The 18,974-nt window shown below is 69.3% G+C and carries 18 protein-coding genes and 2 riboswitches; of the genes, 11 read left to right on the top strand and 7 right to left on the bottom strand.

The annotated features are described in order from the left end of the window. Positions 1–140: 140 nt before the first annotated feature. The 3 genes from CFB46_RS12690 to CFB46_RS12700 all read left to right on the top strand — a co-directional run bounded on the left by CFB46_RS12690 (position 141) and on the right by CFB46_RS12700 (position 1,895). Positions 141–1,304, top strand: a complete 1,164-nt coding sequence (locus tag CFB46_RS12690) for a M20 aminoacylase family protein (RefSeq protein WP_089500155.1) — start codon at positions 141–143, stop codon at positions 1,302–1,304. Between the two features lie 83 nt (positions 1,305–1,387). Continuing rightward, positions 1,388–1,633 carry a type II toxin-antitoxin system ParD family antitoxin gene (locus CFB46_RS12695; RefSeq protein ID WP_089500156.1) on the top strand — a complete coding sequence of 82 codons (246 nt, stop codon included), beginning with the start codon at positions 1,388–1,390 and terminating at the stop codon, positions 1,631–1,633. Continuing rightward, complete coding sequence (locus tag CFB46_RS12700; RefSeq protein ID WP_089500157.1) at positions 1,623–1,895, top strand: type II toxin-antitoxin system RelE/ParE family toxin; 273 nt, start codon at positions 1,623–1,625, stop codon at positions 1,893–1,895. The genes CFB46_RS12695 and CFB46_RS12700 overlap by 11 nt, the downstream gene beginning before the upstream one ends. Positions 1,896–1,986: 91 nt before the next feature. Here the strand turns inward: CFB46_RS12700 and CFB46_RS12705 are convergent, their stop codons facing one another. From CFB46_RS12705 to CFB46_RS12725, 5 genes are all read right to left on the bottom strand, one after another. Beyond that, a complete protein-coding gene (locus CFB46_RS12705; protein ID WP_089500158.1) occupies positions 1,987–3,291 on the bottom strand; it encodes a cobyrinate a,c-diamide synthase in 1,305 nt (434 codons plus the stop codon). A gap of 2 nt (positions 3,292–3,293) precedes the next feature. Then, positions 3,294–3,896: a cob(I)yrinic acid a,c-diamide adenosyltransferase gene (gene cobO / locus CFB46_RS12710; protein WP_089500159.1), complete on the bottom strand. Its 603-nt coding sequence runs from the start codon at positions 3,894–3,896 to the stop codon at positions 3,294–3,296. A 34-nt stretch (positions 3,897–3,930) separates the two neighbouring features. Then, a complete protein-coding gene (locus CFB46_RS12715; protein WP_089500160.1) occupies positions 3,931–4,308 on the bottom strand; it encodes a cobalamin biosynthesis protein in 378 nt (125 codons plus the stop codon). Then, complete coding sequence (cobA, locus tag CFB46_RS12720; protein WP_179235066.1) at positions 4,305–5,117, bottom strand: uroporphyrinogen-III C-methyltransferase; 813 nt, start codon at positions 5,115–5,117, stop codon at positions 4,305–4,307. The genes CFB46_RS12715 and cobA overlap by 4 nt, the downstream gene beginning before the upstream one ends. 110 nt (positions 5,118–5,227) lie before the next feature. After that, a riboswitch (cobalamin riboswitch) is annotated at positions 5,228–5,465 on the bottom strand. A gap of 68 nt (positions 5,466–5,533) precedes the next feature. Continuing rightward, a complete protein-coding gene (locus tag CFB46_RS12725; RefSeq protein WP_089500161.1) occupies positions 5,534–7,672 on the bottom strand; it encodes a TonB-dependent receptor in 2,139 nt (712 codons plus the stop codon). Positions 7,673–7,824: 152 nt separating this feature from the next. Beyond that, a riboswitch (cobalamin riboswitch) is annotated at positions 7,825–8,089 on the top strand. Between the two features lie 328 nt (positions 8,090–8,417). On the opposite strand from CFB46_RS12725, the gene cobW reads away from it, so the two are divergent. The 7 genes from cobW to CFB46_RS12760 all read left to right on the top strand — a co-directional run bounded on the left by cobW (position 8,418) and on the right by CFB46_RS12760 (position 16,626). Continuing rightward, entirely contained in the window at positions 8,418–9,512 is a 1,095-nt protein-coding gene (gene cobW, locus CFB46_RS12730) for a cobalamin biosynthesis protein CobW (protein ID WP_027784432.1), read from the top strand. A 6-nt stretch (positions 9,513–9,518) separates the two neighbouring features. Beyond that, complete coding sequence (cobN, locus tag CFB46_RS12735; RefSeq protein ID WP_089500162.1) at positions 9,519–13,328, top strand: cobaltochelatase subunit CobN; 3,810 nt, start codon at positions 9,519–9,521, stop codon at positions 13,326–13,328. Then, positions 13,325–14,422, top strand: a complete 1,098-nt coding sequence (locus tag CFB46_RS12740; protein WP_089500163.1) for an ATP-binding protein — start codon at positions 13,325–13,327, stop codon at positions 14,420–14,422. The genes cobN and CFB46_RS12740 overlap by 4 nt, the downstream gene beginning before the upstream one ends. A gap of 68 nt (positions 14,423–14,490) precedes the next feature. Then, positions 14,491–15,123: a vWA domain-containing protein gene (locus tag CFB46_RS12745; RefSeq protein ID WP_089500164.1), complete on the top strand. Its 633-nt coding sequence runs from the start codon at positions 14,491–14,493 to the stop codon at positions 15,121–15,123. Between the two features lie 36 nt (positions 15,124–15,159). Then, positions 15,160–15,612 carry a YaiI/YqxD family protein gene (locus CFB46_RS12750; RefSeq protein ID WP_027784436.1) on the top strand — a complete coding sequence of 151 codons (453 nt, stop codon included), beginning with the start codon at positions 15,160–15,162 and terminating at the stop codon, positions 15,610–15,612. A 25-nt stretch (positions 15,613–15,637) separates the two neighbouring features. After that, positions 15,638–16,270 (top strand): DUF1993 domain-containing protein, encoded by a 633-nt coding sequence (locus CFB46_RS12755; RefSeq protein WP_034185416.1) that lies wholly within the window; start codon positions 15,638–15,640, stop codon positions 16,268–16,270. A 29-nt stretch (positions 16,271–16,299) separates the two neighbouring features. Beyond that, the gene (locus tag CFB46_RS12760) at positions 16,300–16,626 is read left to right on the top strand and encodes a low molecular weight protein tyrosine phosphatase family protein (RefSeq protein WP_089500165.1); all 327 of its coding nucleotides are present in this window, start codon (positions 16,300–16,302) and stop codon (positions 16,624–16,626) included. A 33-nt stretch (positions 16,627–16,659) separates the two neighbouring features. Here CFB46_RS12760 and CFB46_RS12765 read toward each other — a convergent pair whose 3' ends face one another. Continuing rightward, the gene (locus tag CFB46_RS12765) at positions 16,660–17,082 is read right to left on the bottom strand and encodes an NUDIX hydrolase (RefSeq protein WP_027784439.1); all 423 of its coding nucleotides are present in this window, start codon (positions 17,080–17,082) and stop codon (positions 16,660–16,662) included. 152 nt (positions 17,083–17,234) lie between these two features. Continuing rightward, the gene (locus CFB46_RS12770; protein WP_089500166.1) at positions 17,235–17,495 is read right to left on the bottom strand and encodes a hypothetical protein; all 261 of its coding nucleotides are present in this window, start codon (positions 17,493–17,495) and stop codon (positions 17,235–17,237) included. Positions 17,496–17,771: 276 nt separating this feature from the next. Between CFB46_RS12770 and CFB46_RS12775 the strand changes: the two genes are divergently transcribed. Beyond that, positions 17,772–18,941, top strand: coding sequence for a CaiB/BaiF CoA transferase family protein (locus CFB46_RS12775; protein ID WP_089500167.1), 1,170 nt, complete (start codon positions 17,772–17,774; stop codon positions 18,939–18,941). Positions 18,942–18,974 lie beyond the last annotated feature (33 nt).

Genomic DNA, 18,974 nt, shown 5'->3' on the forward strand with positions numbered 1-18,974 from the left:
CCGGTCCCCCCCGTACCGTAAGCCGTATGGCCATATAGCAACCATCAGTTGCTACCGCGACGACTTTCCGTCTGCCCGGTTGCTGCCGAATCGACTATCGTTGCCTGCATGTTCCCCATCGCACATCAGGAGACGACACCGTGACGCACAGCGTGATCCCCGCAGGCCTTGCCGACGAAATGATCGAGATTCGGCATCGCATCCACGCCCACCCCGAACTGGGATTCGAGGAATTCGCGACGAGCGATCTCGTCGCGCAGCAGTTGCAGTCGTGGGGCTACACCGTGCATCGCGGGCTCGGCGGTACCGGCGTCGTCGCCCAGTTGAAAGTCGGCGACGGCAAGCAACGCCTCGGCCTGCGTGCCGACATGGACGCGCTGCCGATCCACGAAGCGACGGGCCTGCCGTACCAGAGCACGATCGCGGGCAAGATGCACGCATGCGGCCACGACGGCCACACGGCGATGCTGCTCGCGGCCGCGAAACACCTCGCGCGCGAACGCCGCTTCTCGGGCACGCTGAACCTGATTTTCCAGCCGGCCGAGGAAGGACTCGGTGGCGCCAAGAAGATGCTCGACGAAGGGCTGTTCGAGCAATTTCCGTGTGACGCGATCTTCGCGATGCACAACATGCCGGGCTTCCCGACCGGCAAATTCGGTTTCCTGCCCGGGTCGTTCATGGCGTCGTCGGATACCGTCGTCATCGACGTGCAGGGCCGCGGCGGTCACGGCGCGGTGCCGCACCGGGCGATCGATCCGGTCGTCGTGTGCGCGCACATCGTCGTCGCGCTGCAGACGATCGTATCGCGCAACGTGTCGCCGCTCGACATGGCGATCATCACGGTCGGCGCGATCCATGCGGGCGAGGCGCCGAACGTGATTCCCGATCGCGCGCAGATGCGCCTGTCGGTGCGTGCGCTGAAGCCCGAGGTGCGCGACCTGCTCGAAACGCGCATCAACGAGGTCGTGCATGCGCAGGCTGCCGTGTTCGGCGCGACCGCGACGATCGACTACCAGCGCCGCTACCCGGAGCTCGTGAACGATGCACAGATGACGGCGTTCGCGCGCGGCGTCGCACGCGAATGGGTCGGCGAAGCCAATCTGATCGACGCGATGGTGCCGCTCACCGGCAGCGAGGATTTCGCATTCCTGCTTGAAAAACGGCCGGGGTGCTACCTGATCATCGGCAACGGTGACGGGGAGGGCGGCTGCATGGTGCACAACCCCGGCTACGATTTCAACGATGCGGTGCTGCCGACCGGCGCGTCGTACTGGGTCAAGCTGGCGGAGGCGTTCCTCGTGTAACGGAGACGAGGTTGCCGGAGCGGCCGAATGCGAAATGTGCCAAATTTTGGTATGTGATGGTCGCCTTGAAAAGGAGGTGACTCATGTCGCGAAACACATCCGTTTCCCTGGGCGACCACTTTGCCGAATTCGTCGACGCTCAAGTGCAATCGGGGCGCTATGGCTCCGCAAGCGACGTCGTGCGCGCCGGTTTGCGGCTCCTTGAGTCGCATGAAACGCAAATGCGTGCGTTGCAGGAAGCGTTGAGGGCCGGTGAGGCGTCAGGGGTGCCCAAGCCATTCGACAGCGAGGCCTTCCTGGCCCGCATGCGGGCAACGCATGGCGGTTAAAGGCAGACAGCTTCAGCTGGCACCGCTGGCCGAACTCGATCTCGAAGACATTTGGCGCTATACCGTCGAGCATGGGTCTCTCGAGCAGGCGGACCACTACCACCGCGACCTGATTGGGATCATGGAAGCGTTGGCGCGCGGCAAAAAGGCTGGCCTCCGGTATGCCGTTGGCGCTCACGTCGTGTTCTATCGTGAGACGAATGACACGATCGATGTGATTCGGGTCCTGGATCAGCGGATGGATATCGAACGACATCTGTAGCCGCACACATCGAGCGGTGCGATCGTCGCACAGCGGCCCACCATCCCGGTATGACTTGTGCGGCCTCGATCCGCGCGCCGCATCGAACTATCTAGAACGCATCCCCGCTGAACAACGCCACGACCGCATCCGGATTCGACGGCCAGTACATGTGCATGTACGTCGCGACGATCGGGCCGCTGCGATAGACGGCTTCGCCGCTGCCCCGCGCGCCGTCGGGGCGCGCGGCGCTCGTGACCGGTTCCAGCGGCGTCGCGAGCCGCGAATAGTGGAACGTATGACCGCGCATCGGCCCGGTGCGCGTATCGAGCTGCTGCATGCCGAGCGCCACGAACCGGCGCTGCATCGTCGCATGCCCCGGCAGCAGGCCGAGCATCGGCGTCGTCGAGCCCTCCGCATCGGTCAGCGATTCGCACAGATACACCATCCCCCCGCATTCCGCGACGATCGGCCGGCCGGCTGCCGCATGGGCGCGAATCGTCCGCGCGGTCGTTGCACTTCCCGCAAGCGTTGCCGCATGCAGTTCCGGATAGCCGCCCGGCAAAAACAGCGCATCGCAATCGTCGGGCACGGGTTCGTCGGCGAACGGCGAGAAGAATCGCAGCGCCGCACCGAGCGCATCGAGCAGCGCGAGATTGGCCGGATAGATGAACGAAAACGCCGCATCGCGCGCCACCGCGATCCGCTTGCCGGCGAGCGCGCGCGGCAGAGGCGCGGCCACGTCCGGTTCCGCGAACGCGACGGCCGGCGGCAAATCGGCCAGCGCCGTCCGCCCGAGCACATCGGCCGCGCGATCGAGCCGCGCGTCGAGATCGTCGATATCGTCCGGCTGATGCAGGCCGAGATGCCGCTCCGGCAGCGCGATGCCCGCATCGGCCGGCACGTGTCCGAGCCAGCGCAGCTCGTCGGGCAACGCCTGTTGCAGCAATTCCGCGTGCCGTGCCGAGCCGACGCGGTTGGCCAGCACGCCGTGAAACGGCAACCCCGGCCGGAACCGCGCGAGCCCGAATGCGATCGCCGCGAACGTCTGCGCCATCGCCTTCGCCGAAATCACCGCGACGACCGGCACGCCGAACGCGGCCGCGAGATCGGCGCTGCTCGGCGTGCCGTCGAACAACCCCATCACGCCTTCGATCAGGATCAGGTCCGCGTCGCGCGCGGCTTCGGCGAGCAGTGCGCGGCACCCGGCCTCGCCGACCATCCCGAGGTCGAGCGCATGCACGCTCGCCCCGCTCGCGCGTTCGAGCAGCATCGGATCGAGAAAATCGGGCCCGGTCTTGAACACGCGCACGCGGCGGCCGAGCCGGCGGTGCAGCCGCGCGAGGCCGGCCGTCACCGACGTCTTGCCCTGGCCCGACGCGGGCGCGCTGACGAACAGCGCGGGGCAGGCCGGCATGCTCAGAACTCCACGCCGGGCTGCGCCTTCACGCCTTGCTCCTTGTACGGATGCTTGACGAGCCGCATTTCGGTGACGAGGTCGGCCGCATCGATCAGTGCATCGGGCGCGTGCCGCCCGGTGACGACGACGTGCACCGACTCCGGACGCGCGACGAGCGTCGCGAGCACTTCGTCGAGCGGCAGGTATTCGTACTTCAGCACGGTGTTCAGCTCGTCGAGGATCACCATCCGGTAGTCGCCGCTTTCGATCATCCGGCGCGCCTCGTCCCAGCCCTTGCGCGCGGTCGCGACGTCGGCGTCGCGGTTCTGCGTGTTCCACGTATAGCCGTCGCCCATCGTCACGAAATCGCATTCCGCGACCGCGCCGAGGAAGTCGCGCTCGGACGTATGCAGCGCCCCCTTGATGAACTGCACGACACCGAGCCGCATGCCGTGGCCGAGCACGCGCACGGCCATCCCGAACGCGGCCGTGCTCTTGCCCTTGCCGTTGCCGGTATGAACGATCAGCAGGCCCTTTTCCTGAGTGGCGGCGGCCTGCTTCTTCTCGTGGCCGGCGCGGCGGCGTTCGGCCATCCGCTGATGGGATTCGGAATCGGTCTTCATCGGGAATCGTCCTGTCGAAAGCGAAACAATGGGTTCAGAGCGGGCCGGCGAGCGCGACCGTCACGCCGTCCCGGATGGATTTGGGGCCGAGCAGCCGGCCGCGCGGCGCGGCGAGCTGCGCACACGGCTCGGCCACGCCCGCGATGCCGAAGCGGGCCAGCGCGGCGTGCGACGGGCCGCTCGCGGCCAGTTCCGGACGGCTCGCGAGTTGCGCCGCATCGAACGCGACGAGCGGCCAGCCACGGCGCGCGCACAGCGTGCGCAGCGCAAGGGCGCGTGCCTTGTCCGCGAGCGTCGCGACGAGCGCCGGTTCGGCGGCCGGATAGCGCGCGAGTGCGGCGCGGATCGCGGCATCGAGTTGCGCGGCCGTGACGCCAGCGCGAAAGCCGACGCCGAGCGCGACGCGCATCATGCGCGACGACCGTCGAGCGCCGCACGCACCGCCGGATCGTCGGCGAGCGCCGCGACGCGGCCGATGACGACGATCGCGGGCGAACCGATACCGGCCGCGCCGACGCGCTCGACGAGCGTATCGAGCGTCGCGAGCACGTGGCGCTGTTCGGGGCGCGTGGCGTTCTCGATCGCCGCGCACGGCGTACCGCCGGGCAGGCCGCCGTCGCGCAGCGCCGCGGCAATCGCGTCGAGCCGGCGGATGCCCATGTAGATCACGAGCGTCATGCGTGTCGCCGCGAGCGCGCGCCAGTCGGGCTCGTCGGCTCCGGCGCCGTGCCCGGTGACGAAGATCACGCCCTGCGCGTCGCCCCGGTGCGTAACCGGGATGCCGAGCGCGGCCGGCGCGGCGATGCCCGCGGTGATGCCGTTGACGACTTCCACCGGAAAGCCCGCCGCGCCGAGCGCGACCAGTTCCTCACCGCCGCGGCCGAACACGAACGGATCGCCGCCCTTGAGCCGCGCGACGCTGCGGCCCGCGCGCAGATGCGCGAGCATCGCGGCGACGATTGCTTCCTGCGGCGTCGACGCATGGCCGCCACGCTTGCCGACGTGCTCGATCAGCGCATCGGCGCGCGCATGGCGCAGCACGTCGGGGTTCACGAGATCGTCGACGAGCAGCACGTCGGCCGCGCCGATCGCGCGCACGGCCCTGAGCGTCAGCAGGTCGGCGTCGCCGGGGCCGGCGCCGACGAGCCATGCGCGGCTCATCGCGCGCGGCACGGCGCGCACCGTGTCGAAGCGGTGGAACGGGGAAGGCGGGCGGCACATCGGCGGCCGGCGGGCTGGCAGTGCATGACGGATCGGGCGAAACCCGCGCGAACGCGGGTGGAATGCGCACCCCATCCGTCCCCCGCGGATCGGGCGTTCGGCGAGCATCGCGCTCGCCCCTTGCGTCGGCCGGTATCCGGGCTGGCCGCTTGCCAGGCCGCAGCCTTCCCGCCCGGTTCAAGGGCAGTGGCATCGCGGGCGGCCTGGGCGCACGCGCGGGAAAGCGCGTTGCGCGGGCGGCGTACCGTTGCGGGGACAGCACAGGCCGGGCGGATATCCGCCTCCTGTTTCCCGTTTAACTGCATGCGCGGAATGCGCATGCGAGCACCGAACGCGGCGCATACGATAGCACAGGCGTGCAACCCACGAGCCGCCCGGCGGACCGCTTGCGCGGGGCGCCGGCGCGGCCCGCGAGGTCAGAACTTGTACGCCGCCGTCAGCGTGAACGTGCGTGGCGAACCGGGCATGATCTGCGCGAGGCCCGTCGCATTCGCGTAGTAGTCGCGATCGGTGAGATTGACGGCCGCCAGCGTCACCTCGAAGTCGCGCGTGCGATATCCGGCCTTGCCGTCCCAGCGGACGTATGCGGGCAGTTCGAGCAGGTTGTCGCGATCGGCGTAACGCGCTCCCTCGTACACCAGCCCGAGTTCGGCGAAAAATCCGCGCAGCGGCGCATGGCTCACGAACAGGCTGCCGTTCGACCCGGACACGCCCGCCGAGCGCTTGCCCGCGTACTTCGGCTCGGCGTCGACCACCCGCGCGTGTTGCCAGCCGATGCCGCCGCGGACGAACCAGTCGCCCGTGAGCCGGCCGGCGACGCCCAGTTCCAGGCCGCGATTGCGCTCGAGGCCGTTGAGGTCGAAAAAGCCAGGCCGAACCGGATCGGCGACGCGGCGGTTGTACAGATCGAGCTGAAACAGCGCGAGCGTCGTGCTCAGCGCGCCGTCGCGCCAGTCGCTTTTCACGCCGATCTCGTATTGGCGGTTGTATTGCGGGCCGAGATCGTTGGTGTTGCCGCGCGCGTCCGGCGTGATGCCGATCAGGTCGCCGCCGACCGGCGCGAAGCTCTTGCTGTACGACGCATACACGCTGTGCGCGCCGGCCGGCGACCATACGACGCCGAGCCGCGGGCTCCATGCCGTCGTCGTGCGCCGCGCATGCAGAGCGTTCAGCGCATTGGTCGAATCGACGTCGAAGCGTTCCCCGCGCAGGCCGCCGAGCAGTTTCCACGCTCGCCCGAGGTCGATGCGATCCTGCGCGAAGATCGCGTAGTCGCTCACGCGATGGCGATTCATCGCATACGGGCGCGGCGGCGAACCGACCGGTGCGAGACGATCCGGTCCGGTAATCGGGACCGGCGCCGCGCCAGCCTGCCAGAGCGTCGGGGAGCGTTTCTGCCAGCCGTATTCGATGCCAAACAGCAGATGATGCAAGCCGGGGCCGGTTGCGACTTTGCCGCTCAGTTCGACGCCGGTCTGCACGTTGAGATGCGTCATGTCCTGCAGGTAGCGCGCACGTTGCACGTGCCGGTAGTCGCGCGGCTTCGTGACGTAGCTTTGCGTGACGTAGGTATTGTCGAAGGTGCTGCGCAAGTCCAGCACGCCCAGCGTATGGCGCAGTTTCCAGTCGCCGTCGAGCACGTGCGTGAAGACCGAGCGCCAGTTCATGTTCTGGTCGCGGATAGTGTCGCGGCCCGCCGTACCGAAGAAGGTCGCGCGCGGCGCGGACGGCAGCGAGAACGCGAACGGCTTGCCGGCCGCGTCGACCGCGGCGACCGGCGCCGGCATGCCGCGATCGGGCACGCGTTCGTACGTGTCGTATTCGAACTGCAGCAGCCAGCTTCGCCGCGCGTCCTGCCATTTGATCGACGGCGCGACGTACTGGCGCGTGCCGTCGACGTGGTCGCGGAAGCTGCCTGCGTGTTCGCGCCCCGCATTGAGCCGCATGCTCCATGCGCTCGACAGCATCCGGTTGAGATCGACCGAGGCGCCGAGCCGTCCATAACTGCCGGTTGCCGCCGAGACATGTCCGAAGTTTTCCGGCAACGGCTGCTTGGTGATCCGGTTGATGACGCCGCCGCCGCTGCCGCGCCCGTACAGCACCGCCGCCGGCCCCTTCAGCACTTCGACGCGTTCGATGTTGCCGAGACTGCGCACGTATTGCGCGTCGTCTCGCATGCCGTCGAGCAGCAGGTCGCCCGCGGCGGAAAAGCCGCGAATGCGGAACGAATCGAAGCGCGTATCCGACGTATTGGACACACCCGGCACGCCGGCCAGCGCGTCGGCAAGCGTGCGGCCGCCATAGGACAGCGTTTCCTCGACCGGGACGCTGTCGATGGTTTGCGGTACGTCACGCGGATCGCTCGCGGTGCGAGTCGCCGTGGTCACGCTTTCGACGCGCGGATCGTTCGGATGGCGTCGGCTGCGCACCTCGAGCGCGGGCAGTTCGTCGTCGAACTCGGCCGCCGCGGCAGGGCAGGCAGCAACGCCGGCGATCGAGCACAGCGAAAGGGCAAGCACAGGAAAACGCCGCCCGGATATCTGTCGTTTCGACATGGAAATTTAAGGATAACTGAGTGATTGCCTCACATGACCGTTGCGCGTTTGTTGGCGTCGTTGTCGGGCGAAGTTTATCTCACGTAATTGAAAACGACAATCATTCGCGTTCGCCGCCGGACGCTCGCCTTGACGCTCCCCGCACCGCCGCCTACACTCGCACGCGTTTTGGTGCTCGCGCGCGCCGCTCCGGCGCACGCAGTTAAACGGGAAACAGGGAGCCTGCCTGCGCCGCAGTCGAGCCAACCTGTGCTGCCCCCGCAACGGTAAGCGAACGTGTCGCGCGCAGCGCGATACAGCGCCGCTTCGCCGCATGCCGCGCGCATGCGGACGACCGCCACTGGATGCCGCGCGTATCCGGGAAGGCGAAGCGGCGTGTTCGTCAGCCCGGATACCGGCCTAAACGTTGGGGTTCAGCGCCGCGGGGAGGCGGCGCATCGTCCACGGCCGCAGCAGGCCCGACGCCCGGTGTTCGACGCTTCCTCCGCCCCTCCGCCGCCGCGCGCACGCGCCCGGCCGGCGCGGCGAACGGCAGGCGGCGCGGGCGGGGCCGGCGGCAGCCGTGTTGGCATTCACGATGTCGACCGTTCGCAAGGAAGCACCATGCCCGATTCGTTGTCCCGCTCGTCCTGCGGCTGTCCGGCCGGACTGCGCGGCGACCTTCCCGCGTCCCGCCTCATGAACGGTCGCGCCGCCTCCGACGCGACGATCCCGGCCTGATTCCATTTCCGTCACAGGACCTACCATGACCCTACGCAAGCTTCCCGTCACGATCGTCACGGGCTTTCTCGGCAGCGGCAAGACGACGCTGATGCGCCATATCCTGCAGCACGCCGAAGGCCGCCGCATCGCGGTGATCGTCAACGAATTCGGCGAGCTCGGCATCGACGGCGAAATTCTCAAGGGCTGCGGCATCGGCTGCGACGATGCACCGGGCGAGGCATCGGGCCAGTTGTACGAACTCGCGAACGGCTGCCTGTGCTGCACCGTGCAGGAAGAGTTCTATCCGGTGATGGAAGCACTCGTCGAGCGCCGCGCGGACATCGACCACGTGCTGATCGAGACGTCGGGCCTCGCGCTGCCGAAGCCGCTCGTGCAGGCGTTCAACTGGCCGACGATCCGCAACAGCTTCACGGTCGACGCGGTCGTGACCGTCGTCGACGGGCCGGCCGCCGCGAGCGGCCAGTTCGCGGAAAACCCGCAGGCCGTCGACGCGCAGCGCCGCGCCGATCCGAACCTCGACCACGAATCGCCGCTGCACGAACTGTTCGCCGATCAACTGTCGTCCGCCGATCTCGTGATCGTGAACAAGGCCGACCTCGTCGGCGACGCCGAATTCGCGCGGATCGAAACCGCGATCCGCGACGAGATCCCGCCGCAGGTGAAAATCGTGCGCGCGACGCGCGGCGAGCTCGACCTCGCGATGCTGCTCGGCCTCGAATCGGCGTCGGAGGAAACGATCCACCTGCGTCACGACCATCATGGTGCGGCCGGCGTAGGCTCGGCCGACGACGGCGATCACGATCACCATCACGACGATTTTGATTCGGTGGTCGTGTCGGGCGACGCCGGCACGCGCGAAGCGACGATCGCCGCGCTGCAGCGTGTGGTCGAAGCGCACACGATCTACCGCGCGAAAGGCTTCGCCGCGCTGCCCGGCGCGCCGATGCGGCTCGTGATCCAGGGCGTCGGCCGCCGCTTCGACAGCTATTTCGACCGCCGCTGGCAGGACGGCGAAACACGCGCGAGCCGCTTCGTACTGATCGGCGAGGATCTCGACGCGGCCGCGCTGCAACGCGCGTTCGACGCCGCGTGCGCGGCCGAGCCGCAACAGGCGTAACGCACGATGCATCTGCTGCGCACCACGCCGGGCGGCTTCGTCGACGATACGCAGGGCGTCGTCCGGATCGATCAGCAACCGGCCGACATCGTGATCCTGAGTTCGGCCGACACGACGCTGTCGCTGCTCGCGAGCGTCGTGCCGCACTTGCCGGCCGGGTTCCCGAGCGTGCGGCTCGCGAACGTCACGTTCCTGCGGCAGCCGGCGTCGGTCGATTTCTACGTCGACGACGTGCTGCGTCACGCGAAGACGGTCGTGATCGATCACCTCGGCGGCGAAGCGTACTGGCCGTACGGCATCGAGCAAGCCGTGTCGCTCGCGTCGAAGCGCGGACAACGGCTCGCGATGTTCTCGGGCGACCTGCAGGAGGACCCGAACCTCGTCGCGAAGAGCACGGTCGGGGCCGACTTGTGCCGGCTATGGTGGCGCTATCTGCGCGAAGGCGGCGTGCACAACGCCGACGCACTGCTGCGCAGCATCGCATTTCACACGCTCGGGTTCGGCGACGAGCCCGAACCGCCGCGCCCGCTGCCGGCCGCCGCGCTGTATCACCCGGCGCGCGACCGCGCGAGCGTCGACGACTGGCGGCCGCGCTGGACGCCCGGCGCGCCGGTCGTCGTGATCCTGTTCTATCGCGCGCACTGGCAGGCCGCGAACACGGCCGTGTTCGACGCGCTGGCCGATGCGCTGATCGGCGAAGGACTGAATCCGCTGCCGATCGCGGTGACGTCGCTGAAGGACGCGGTGAGCCGCGAGGTCATCACGCAACTCTGCGACACGCACGATGTCGCGCTCGTGCTGAATACGACGGCGTTCGCCGCGGGCGCTATCGACGCTACCGAGCCGGACGTGCTCGCCGGCGACGCGCCGGTGCTGCAAGTGATCCTGTCCGGCGGCAATCGCGACGCGTGGGTGGCCGACAACCAGGGCCTGCACGCACGCGACATCGCGATGCATATCGCGCTGCCCGAAGTCGACGGGCGCATCGTCACGCGCGCGGTGAGCTTCAAGGGGCTCGCGTATCGCTGCCCGCATACCGAGGTCGACGTCGTGCGCTACCAGCCGGATGCCGAGCGGATCGCGTTCGTCGCGGCGCTCGCGCGCGGCTGGTGCCGGCTGCGCACGCTGGAGCACGCCGACAAGCGCATCGCGCTGATTCTCGCGAACTATCCGCAAAGCGAAGGGCGCATCGGCAACGGCGTCGGGCTCGATACGCCGGCCTCCGCGCTGCGCGTGCTCGCGGCGCTGCGCGACGCGGGCTATACGGTGGCCGACCTGCCGCCCGACGGCGACGCGCTGATCGCACGGCTCACCGAAGGCGTGACCAACGACGCGGCCGTGCATGCGTTGCGACCGGCGTTCCAGAGCTTCCCGCTGGCCGACTACGTCGCGCATTTCGCGCGGCTGCCGGCAGCCGTGCGCGACGCGCTGAACGCACGCTGGGGGCCGCCCGAAGCCGATCCGACGCTGCGGCAAGGGCGTTTCACGATCGCCGGCTGGCGCGCGGGCAACGTGTTCGTCGGCATCCAGCCGTCACGCTCGCGCGACGACAACGACTACGCGAGCTACCACGATGCGGAGCTCGTGCCGCCGCATGCGTATCTCGCGTTCTATTTCTGGCTGCGCGATGCGTATCGCGTCGACGCGGTCATCCATCTCGGCAAGCACGGCAATCTCGAATGGCTGCCGGGCAAGAGCGTCGCGCTGTCCGACGCGTGCTGGCCCGACCTCACGCTCGGGCCGCTGCCGCACCTGTATCCGTTCATCGTCAACGATCCGGGCGAGGGCAGCCAAGCGAAGCGCCGCGCCCAAGCTGTGATCGTCGATCACCTGATGCCGCCGCTCACACGCGCGGAAAACTACGGCCCGCTGCAGGATCTCGAACGGCAGGTCGACGAATACTACGAAGCGCTGATGGTCGATGCGCGGCGCGCGAAGCTGCTGCGCAAGACGATCCTCGCGACGATCGCCGAGCATCGGCTGCACGACGAGCTGAGCGTGTCGCCGCCGCGCGACGCGGGCGACGAGGATGCGCTGCTCACGCGGGTCGATGCATGGCTGTGCGAGTTGAAGGAAGCGCAGATTCGCGACGGGCTGCACGTGTTCGGCGCGTCGCCGGTCGAGCGTCAGCGGCGCGACACGCTGCTCGCGCTCGCCCGTTTTCCGGTCGGCGACGGCAAGGGCGAACGGGCCGGGCTGATCGGCGCGCTCGCGCGCGATCTCTCGCTCGGCGACGATTTCGATCCGCTCGCGGCCGACTGGGCCGCGCCGTGGACGGGGCCGCGGCCCATCGTTCTGCAAACGCTCGACGCGTCGCCGTGGCGCCATGCGGGCGATACGCGCGAGCGGCTCGAACGGCTTGCGCAGCAATGGCTGGACGGACTGTGCTCGGCCACTGGCGGCAATCGCGGTACCGATACGACGTCGCCCGGCGAATGGCCGCATACGCTCGCGGTGATCGAACGCGTGCGCACGATGCTGTTGCCCGCGCTCGACGCCTGCGGCGGCGAGGAAATGCGTCAGCTGCTGCGCGGGCTCGACGGCCGTTTCGTGCCGCCGGGGCCGAGCGGCTCGCCGTCGCGCGGCCGTCCCGACGTGCTGCCGACCGGCCGCAACTTCTACTCGGTCGATACGCGCGCGGTGCCGACGCAGGCTGCGTGGTCGCTCGGCCTGAAATCCGCGCAGCAATTGATCGAGCGCCATCTGCAGGATCACGGTGACTACCCGCGCGCGATCGGGCTGTCGGTCTGGGGGACGGCCACGATGCGCACCGGCGGCGACGACATCGCGCAGGCATTCGCGCTGATCGGCGTGCGGCCGAAATGGGCGCACGGCAGCCATCGCGTGACCGACTTCGAGATCCTGCCGATCGAGATTTTCGACCGGCCGCGCATCGACGTGACGCTGCGCGTGTCGGGTTTCTTCCGCGATGCGTTCCCGAACCTGATGCACCTGTTCGACGCGGCCGTGCAGGCCGTCGCCGCGCTCGACGAGCCCGAGGCGCTGAACCCGATCCGCGCGCGCGTCGAGCGCGAACGCGCGAAATGGATCGCGCAGGGCGTGGCGCCCGACGAAGCGCGGCGCCGCGCCGGCTGGCGCGTGTTCGGCGCGCGGCCGGGCAGCTACGGCGCGGGCCTGCAGGACCTGATCGACCAGCGCCGCTGGCAGACCGACGCCGATCTCGCGGACGCCTACCGTCAATGGGGCGGCCATGCGTACGCGCAGAACAGCGCGGGCGACGCCGCGCCCGACGTGTTCGGCGAACGGCTGGCCGCGATCGACGTCGTCGTGCAGAACCAGGACAGTCGCGAGCACGACATCCTCGATTCGAACGACTACTACCAGTTCCAGGGCGGGATGACGGCGGCGGTGCGGCACCTGTCCGGGCAGCAGCCAAGCGTCTACCACGGCGACCATGCGAACCCGGCCGCGCCGAAGATGCGCACGCTGCGCGAGGAAATCGCGCGCGTGATCCGCTCGCGCGTCGTCAACCCGAAATGGCTCGACGGCGTGAAACGCCACGGCTACAAGGGCGCGGCCGAGCTGGCCGCGACCGTCGACTACCTGTACGGCTATGACGCGACCGCACGCGTGCTGTCCGATCACCAGTACGCGCTCGTCGCCGACGCGTACCTGTTCGACGACGACACGCGCGCATTCCTCGAACGGCACAATCCGAAGGCGCTGCACGGCATCTGCGAACGGTTCGTCGAGGCGATGCAGCGCGGCCTGTGGCAGCAGCCGGGCGACTATCGCGAACGGATCGAATCGGTCTGGCTCGAGAGCGAACAACTCCAGGAAGGGGGACGGCGATGACCGATCCGACGACGCACCGCGCCCGCGCGGTTTTTCCGTTTGCGGCGCTCGTCGCGCAGGGCGCGTTGCAGCAGGCGCTGCTGCTTGCCGCGATCGACCCGTCGCTCGGCGGCGTGCTCGTCAGCGGGCCGCGCGGCACCGCCAAATCGACCGCAGCGCGCGGCCTCGCCGAGCTGCTGCCGGAAGGGCAGTTCGTCACGCTGCCGTTGTCGGCGAGCGACGAGCAGGTGACGGGCACGCTCGATCTCGCGCATGCGCTCGCCGAAAACGGCGTGCGCTTCCGGCCGGGCCTGCTGGCTCGCGCGCATCTCGGCGTGCTGTATGTCGACGAAGTGAACCTGCTCGCCGACGGGCTCGTCGACACGCTGCTCGACGTCGCCGCGAGCGGCATGAACATCGTCGAGCGCGATGGCGTGTCGCACGCGCACGACGCGCGCTTCGTGCTGGTCGGCACGATGAATCCCGAGGAGGGCGAGCTGCGCCCGCAGTTGCTCGACCGCTTCGGGTTGATGGTCGAACTGGAGAACTGCTTCGACGCCGTGCAGCGTGAGCGGATCGTGAAGGCGCGACTCGCGTTCGACCTCGATCCGGACGCGTTTCGCGCGCGTCATACGTCTGCTCAGCGCGAACTCGCGGAGCGGATTCACGCGGCGCGCGCCCGGCTGCCGGCGCTGGATTTCGACGATGCGGTCCATGCGCGCGTCAGCGCGCTGTGCATCGACGCGGCCGTCGACGGGTTGCGTGCCGATCTCGTGATGCTGCGCGCCGCGCGTGCGCTGGCCGCGCTGGAACAGGCCGCGGCGGTGACGGTGTCGCACGTGGAGCGCGTGGCCGAAGCCGTGCTGCGGCACCGGCGCCATGCGGGACCGCCGCCGTCGCACCAACCGTCGCACCAGTCGTCGCAACACGATCGCGAACGCGACGACCGTTCGCCGCCGGAGCCGCGCCAGCGGCCCGACGACCGACCGCCCGAAACGGGCCACACGAAGTCCGACGCGTCGGCATCGCAGGGCGACTGGGGCTACCTGCCGCCCGAACCGGTCGGGCTGCGCGACGTGAAAAGCGTGGTGCCGCTGCCGCTAAAAAAACGCTGAGCCATCGAGCCGGCGCCGCCGCGAACGCGATTCGCGGTCCTCGATGGCAGTCAGGCGCAGCGGCGCGTGTGCCGGGCACGGTGCGTGCGGGCACGGCCATCGCATGGCCGGCGACGCTCGCCGCGAAGCGCGGCGGCCCGCTGCATCGCGATCATCTGCGCTACGGCAAACGCGCGGGCACGCCGCACGCGCTGCATTGCTTCGTGCTCGACTGTTCGGCGTCGATGCTGTCGCGCGACCGGCTCGCGCTCGCGAAGGGACTGATCGTCGCGTATTTCGATCAGGCCGCGCGCGCGCGCGTCGAAACCGCGCTGGTCTGCTTCGGCGGCAACGGCGCCGCGCGGCGCTTCGGCCCGGCCGTGCCGCGCTGGTGGAATGCGCGCTGGCTCGAGCCGGTCGACGGCGGCGGCGGCACGCCGCTCGCGGACGGCATCGCGGCCGCCGCGCAGTTGCTCGCCCGCGCGGCGCGGCGCGAGCCCGGCAAAGCGCGCTGGCTGTGGGTGCTGTCCGACGGGCGCACACGCGACACGCCGGCCAGACCCGCGGCGGCCGATCACGTCGTGTTCGTCGACTTCGACGATGCGGCCGTGCCGATCGGGCAGGGCGCGCGGCTCGCCGCGGCGTGGGACGCGCAGTGGGTGACGGCCGACGCGCTTCGCATGGATCTCGCCGGCGGATGGCCGGCGGGCGGTGCGCTATGATCGCCGCTTCTGCTTCTGTCCACTGGAACCCCCGCCATGCAAGTACTGGTCGATGCCGACGCGTGTCCCGCCGTCATCAAGGACATGCTGTTTCGCGCCGCGCGTCGCGCCGAGATCCACGTGACGCTGGTCGCGAACCAGTTTCTGCGCACGCCGCCGTCGCCGTTCATCAAGGCCGTGCAAGTGCCGGCCGGCTTCGACGTGGCCGATGCGCGCATCGTCGAGCTGGCGGAACCCGGCGACCTCGTGATCACGGCCGACATCCCGCTGGCCGCCGCCGTTCTCGACAAGGGCGCGCATGCGCTCGACCCGCGCGGCAACTGGTTCAGCCGCGAGAACATCGAGGAACGCCTGTCGACGCGCGCGATGATGGACCAGTTGCGCAGCGCGGGCATCGACACGGGCGGGCCGGCGCCGTTCAGCGCGCGCGACGGCAAGGCGTTCGCATCGCAATTCGACCGGTTCGTGGCGCGTCACGGCAAGCCGTGACGGCACACGGCGGCGCCCGGCCAGGATGCAGGTTCGCGCCGACGCTGCTATCGTGTTGCGCGAACCCCAGAACAGGAGCGCACGCGTGTCACCGACCCAACTTCTCGTTCCGACCTACACCCAGATGCTGCGCGCGCAGTCCGCGTGGCTCGACAAGGCCGTCGCGCACCGGCAGTCCGCCGGCGGCGAACCCGACGCGGTGATGACGCTGAGGCTGGCGCCCGACATGTATCCGCTCGCCGCCCAGGTGCGCTTCTCGTGTTTCCAGGCGATGGAGCCGGTCCACCGGCTGCGCGGCGAGCCGCTGCCGGCGGCGTTGCTGGCCTTGCGCGAAGCGGGCTGGAACGCCGATGCGCAACCCGGTTCGCCGGACGATGCGCAGGCGATCATCGCCGGCACGCTCGCCTTTCTCGGCGAACTCGCGCCGGATGCGCTCGACGGCGGCGCAGCGCTGCCGATCACGCTCGAACTGCCGAACGGGATCGCGTTCGACATGACGGGCGAACAGTACGTGCGCGACTGGGCGCTCCCGCAGTTCTACTTCCACGCGATCGCTGCCTACGCGATCCTGCGCCATCACGGCGTCGAGCTCGGCAAGGCCGATTACGTGCCGCACATGCTCGCGTACGTCCGGCCGGGCACGATTCCGCAAGGCTGACCCGGCCGCTCGGGAGGCCGCGAAGCGACATGACACGGGCACTGTTCATCTGCAGCCGCAACCGGCTACGCAGCCCGACGGCCGAAGCGGTGTTCGCCGCGTGGCCCGGCATCGAAACCGACTCCGCGGGCCTCGCGCCCGACGCGGACGTACGGCTGTCCGTCGAGCAACTCGACTGGGCGGAAATCGTGTTCGTGATGGAGCGCGCGCACAAGGCGCGCCTGTCGGCGCAATTCGGTGCGCATCTGAAGCACCGGAAGATCGTCTGCCTCGACATCCCCGACCGCTACGCGTTCATGCAACCCGAACTCGTCGCGCTGCTCGAACGCAAGGCCGGCCCGTTCCTGCGCGCGTAATCGCCGCGTTCGGAACCCGAGCCGGCGTCGATCTCAGCGAAGCGGCCCGCTCACGAACGCGGAAAAACAGTCGAGCCGCAGCAACTCGATGATCTTGCGCGTCGGCACGCTGGCTCGCAGCGTGTCGAGCCGGTCGACGGTGAACCACTTGCAGCGGGCGATCTCGTTGCTCGCGCGCGGCGTCAGGTACGCCGGCACGTCGGCCACGAAAACGTGATGCAGCTTCGTCAGCCCGCCGAACTGCACCGCGTAGTCGAGCGCAAGCCCCTCCAGCCGGGTTTCCTCCGCGAGTTCCCGCTGCGCCGCTTCGAGCGGCGTCTCGCCGCGCCGGATCGTGCCGCCCGGCAGCGACCAGCGCGCCGCGGTGCGCGCGACCAGCAGCACGCTGCCGCGCTGGCGGCACACGATCGTGGCGCGTTCCTTGATGACGGCGAGGGTATCCGGCCCGGTGCTCATGTTCTGGCAAAACAGGTGCTGAATCGTGGAGGAAAGACACGTCGGCGGCGCGGGGTCCGGCAGCAGGCGGCGACGGCATGCAAGCCGCCGCGCCGATGTTACCTGCCGTTCGTGACAGTCGCGTGCACCTTGGTCGCGCCACGGACGACGGTTCACGCTTGCGTGTAGATCCCGCTGCGCGCCGGCTTCGTGCGGCGCGAATGGCGGCGCTTGTGAACCGCACGCCGGTGATGAGGAGACGGCGCGGTGACGTGCCGGCGTGCGGGCGCGGGCCGAGCCGCCGGCGCGGCAGCGTGTGGCGCCGCGCCCGGCATGCCGGTTTGTCCTTCGCCGAAGTGGAAAGTCTGGTTTTGCGCGTGCGCGACGCCCAGCGTCGACGCCAGCACGAAGGCCGCCAGCCATAACCGTTTCATGAAAATTCCGCCTTGTATTGGTGAGGATGAATATTGCCCGCCAGCTTAGCCAACGGCGGGGCGCGACCGCAACCGGCGTGCGTTCGGTCTGTCCCACTTGCGCACGCCGATGTGGTCGGCGCGGCAGCCGGGTCCATCCGGGCTTGACAATATAATTCCTGAGTGTGAATATAAATTCACGTACAAGAATTATTCGTCGAATCCGGAGCAGCCGAGCCGCAAGCGCCGGGCCGCCGGAACCGGCATTCCGATCAACCGGAACCAGGAGCGAGACGCATGGCGGAACACGAGCAGCAGGGCGCGCTGGCGGGATTGCGCATCATCGATCTGTCGCGGGTGCTGGGCGGGCCGTACGCGACTCAGATTCTCGCCGATCACGGCGCGGAAGTGATCAAGGTCGAACCGCCGTCCGGCGACGAGACGCGCACGTGGGGCCCGCCGTTCGACGGCGACACCGCGTCGTACTTCCTCGGCGTGAACCGCAACAAGCTCGGCATCGCGCTCGACCTGACGCAGCCGGCCGATCGCGAGCGGCTGCTCGGGCTGCTCGAACACGCGGACGCGCTGGTCGAGAACTTCAAGATCGGCACGATGGAGCGCTGGGGGCTCGGGTTCGACGCGCTGCATGCACGGTTTCCGCGCCTCGTCCATTGCCGCGTGTCGGGTTTCGGCGCGGACGGCCCGCTCGGCGGGCTGCCGGGCTACGACGCGGCCGTGCAGGCGCTCGCGGGGCTGATGAGCGTCAACGGCGAAGCCGGCGGTGCGCCGCTGCGCGTGGGCGTGCCGATCGTCGATCTCGTCACGGGGCTGAACGCGGCGATCGGCGTGCTGATGGCGCTGCGCGAACGCGACGCCAGCGGCCGCGGCCAGTTCGTCGAATCGACGCTGTTCGACTGCGCGCTGTCGATCCTCCATCCGCATACGCCGAACTTCTTCCATTCGGGCAAGGCCCCCGTGCGCACCGGTAACGCGCATCCGAACATCACGCCGTACGACAGCTTTCCGACGGCGGGCGTCGATATCTTTCTGGCGGTCGGCAACAACGGGCAGTTCGCCGCGCTGTGCGACGTGCTCGGCACGCGCGACTGGCTCGACGATCCGCGTTTCGCGGACAACCGCGCGCGCAGCCAGAACCGCGCCGCGCTGCGCACGCTGCTCGAAACGGCGCTGGCCGCGCACGACGGCGCCACGCTCGCCGAGCAACTGATGCGCCGCGGCGTGCCGTGCGCGCCGGTGCTCGGGCTCGATGCGGCGCTCGACCACCCGCATGTCGCGCATCGGCGGATGAAGGTCGAGCTGGGCCGGCATCGCGGCATCGCGTCGCCGATCAAGCTGGGCCGCACGCCGGCCACGTATCGGCGTCCGCCGCCCGCGCTGAACGAACATGCGGCGCAGGTGTTTGCGGACGAAAAAGGCAACAACGACGACGACGACCGCCGGGCCTGACCGGCATCGCGGCTGCCGGCCGCGCCGCACCGC

This window comes from Burkholderia sp. HI2761, assembly GCF_002223355.1.
Classification (GTDB): Bacteria; Pseudomonadota; Gammaproteobacteria; order Burkholderiales; family Burkholderiaceae; genus Burkholderia.

Bases quoted from the DNA above. Each gene is read 5' to 3' on its own strand.
- CFB46_RS12755 (WP_034185416.1), top strand. From the start codon at position 15,638: ATGCAGGTTCGCGCCGACGCTGCTATCGTGTTGCGCGAACCCCAGAAC.
- cobA (WP_179235066.1), bottom strand. From the start codon at position 5,117: ATGTGCCGCCCGCCTTCCCCGTTCCACCGCTTCGACACGGTGCGCGCC.
- cobW (WP_027784432.1), top strand. From the start codon at position 8,418: ATGACCCTACGCAAGCTTCCCGTCACGATCGTCACGGGCTTTCTCGGC.
- cobN (WP_089500162.1), top strand. From the start codon at position 9,519: ATGCATCTGCTGCGCACCACGCCGGGCGGCTTCGTCGACGATACGCAG.
- CFB46_RS12740 (WP_089500163.1), top strand. From the start codon at position 13,325: ATGACCGATCCGACGACGCACCGCGCCCGCGCGGTTTTTCCGTTTGCG.
- CFB46_RS12695 (WP_089500156.1), top strand. From the start codon at position 1,388: ATGTCGCGAAACACATCCGTTTCCCTGGGCGACCACTTTGCCGAATTC.
- CFB46_RS12705 (WP_089500158.1), bottom strand. From the start codon at position 3,291: ATGCCGGCCTGCCCCGCGCTGTTCGTCAGCGCGCCCGCGTCGGGCCAG.
- CFB46_RS12770 (WP_089500166.1), bottom strand. From the start codon at position 17,495: ATGAAACGGTTATGGCTGGCGGCCTTCGTGCTGGCGTCGACGCTGGGC.
- CFB46_RS12775 (WP_089500167.1), top strand. From the start codon at position 17,772: ATGGCGGAACACGAGCAGCAGGGCGCGCTGGCGGGATTGCGCATCATC.
- CFB46_RS12750 (WP_027784436.1), top strand. From the start codon at position 15,160: ATGCAAGTACTGGTCGATGCCGACGCGTGTCCCGCCGTCATCAAGGAC.
- CFB46_RS12700 (WP_089500157.1), top strand. From the start codon at position 1,623: ATGGCGGTTAAAGGCAGACAGCTTCAGCTGGCACCGCTGGCCGAACTC.
- CFB46_RS12765 (WP_027784439.1), bottom strand. From the start codon at position 17,082: ATGAGCACCGGGCCGGATACCCTCGCCGTCATCAAGGAACGCGCCACG.
- CFB46_RS12715 (WP_089500160.1), bottom strand. From the start codon at position 4,308: ATGATGCGCGTCGCGCTCGGCGTCGGCTTTCGCGCTGGCGTCACGGCC.
- CFB46_RS12725 (WP_089500161.1), bottom strand. From the start codon at position 7,672: ATGTCGAAACGACAGATATCCGGGCGGCGTTTTCCTGTGCTTGCCCTT.
- cobO (WP_089500159.1), bottom strand. From the start codon at position 3,896: ATGAAGACCGATTCCGAATCCCATCAGCGGATGGCCGAACGCCGCCGC.
- CFB46_RS12760 (WP_089500165.1), top strand. From the start codon at position 16,300: ATGACACGGGCACTGTTCATCTGCAGCCGCAACCGGCTACGCAGCCCG.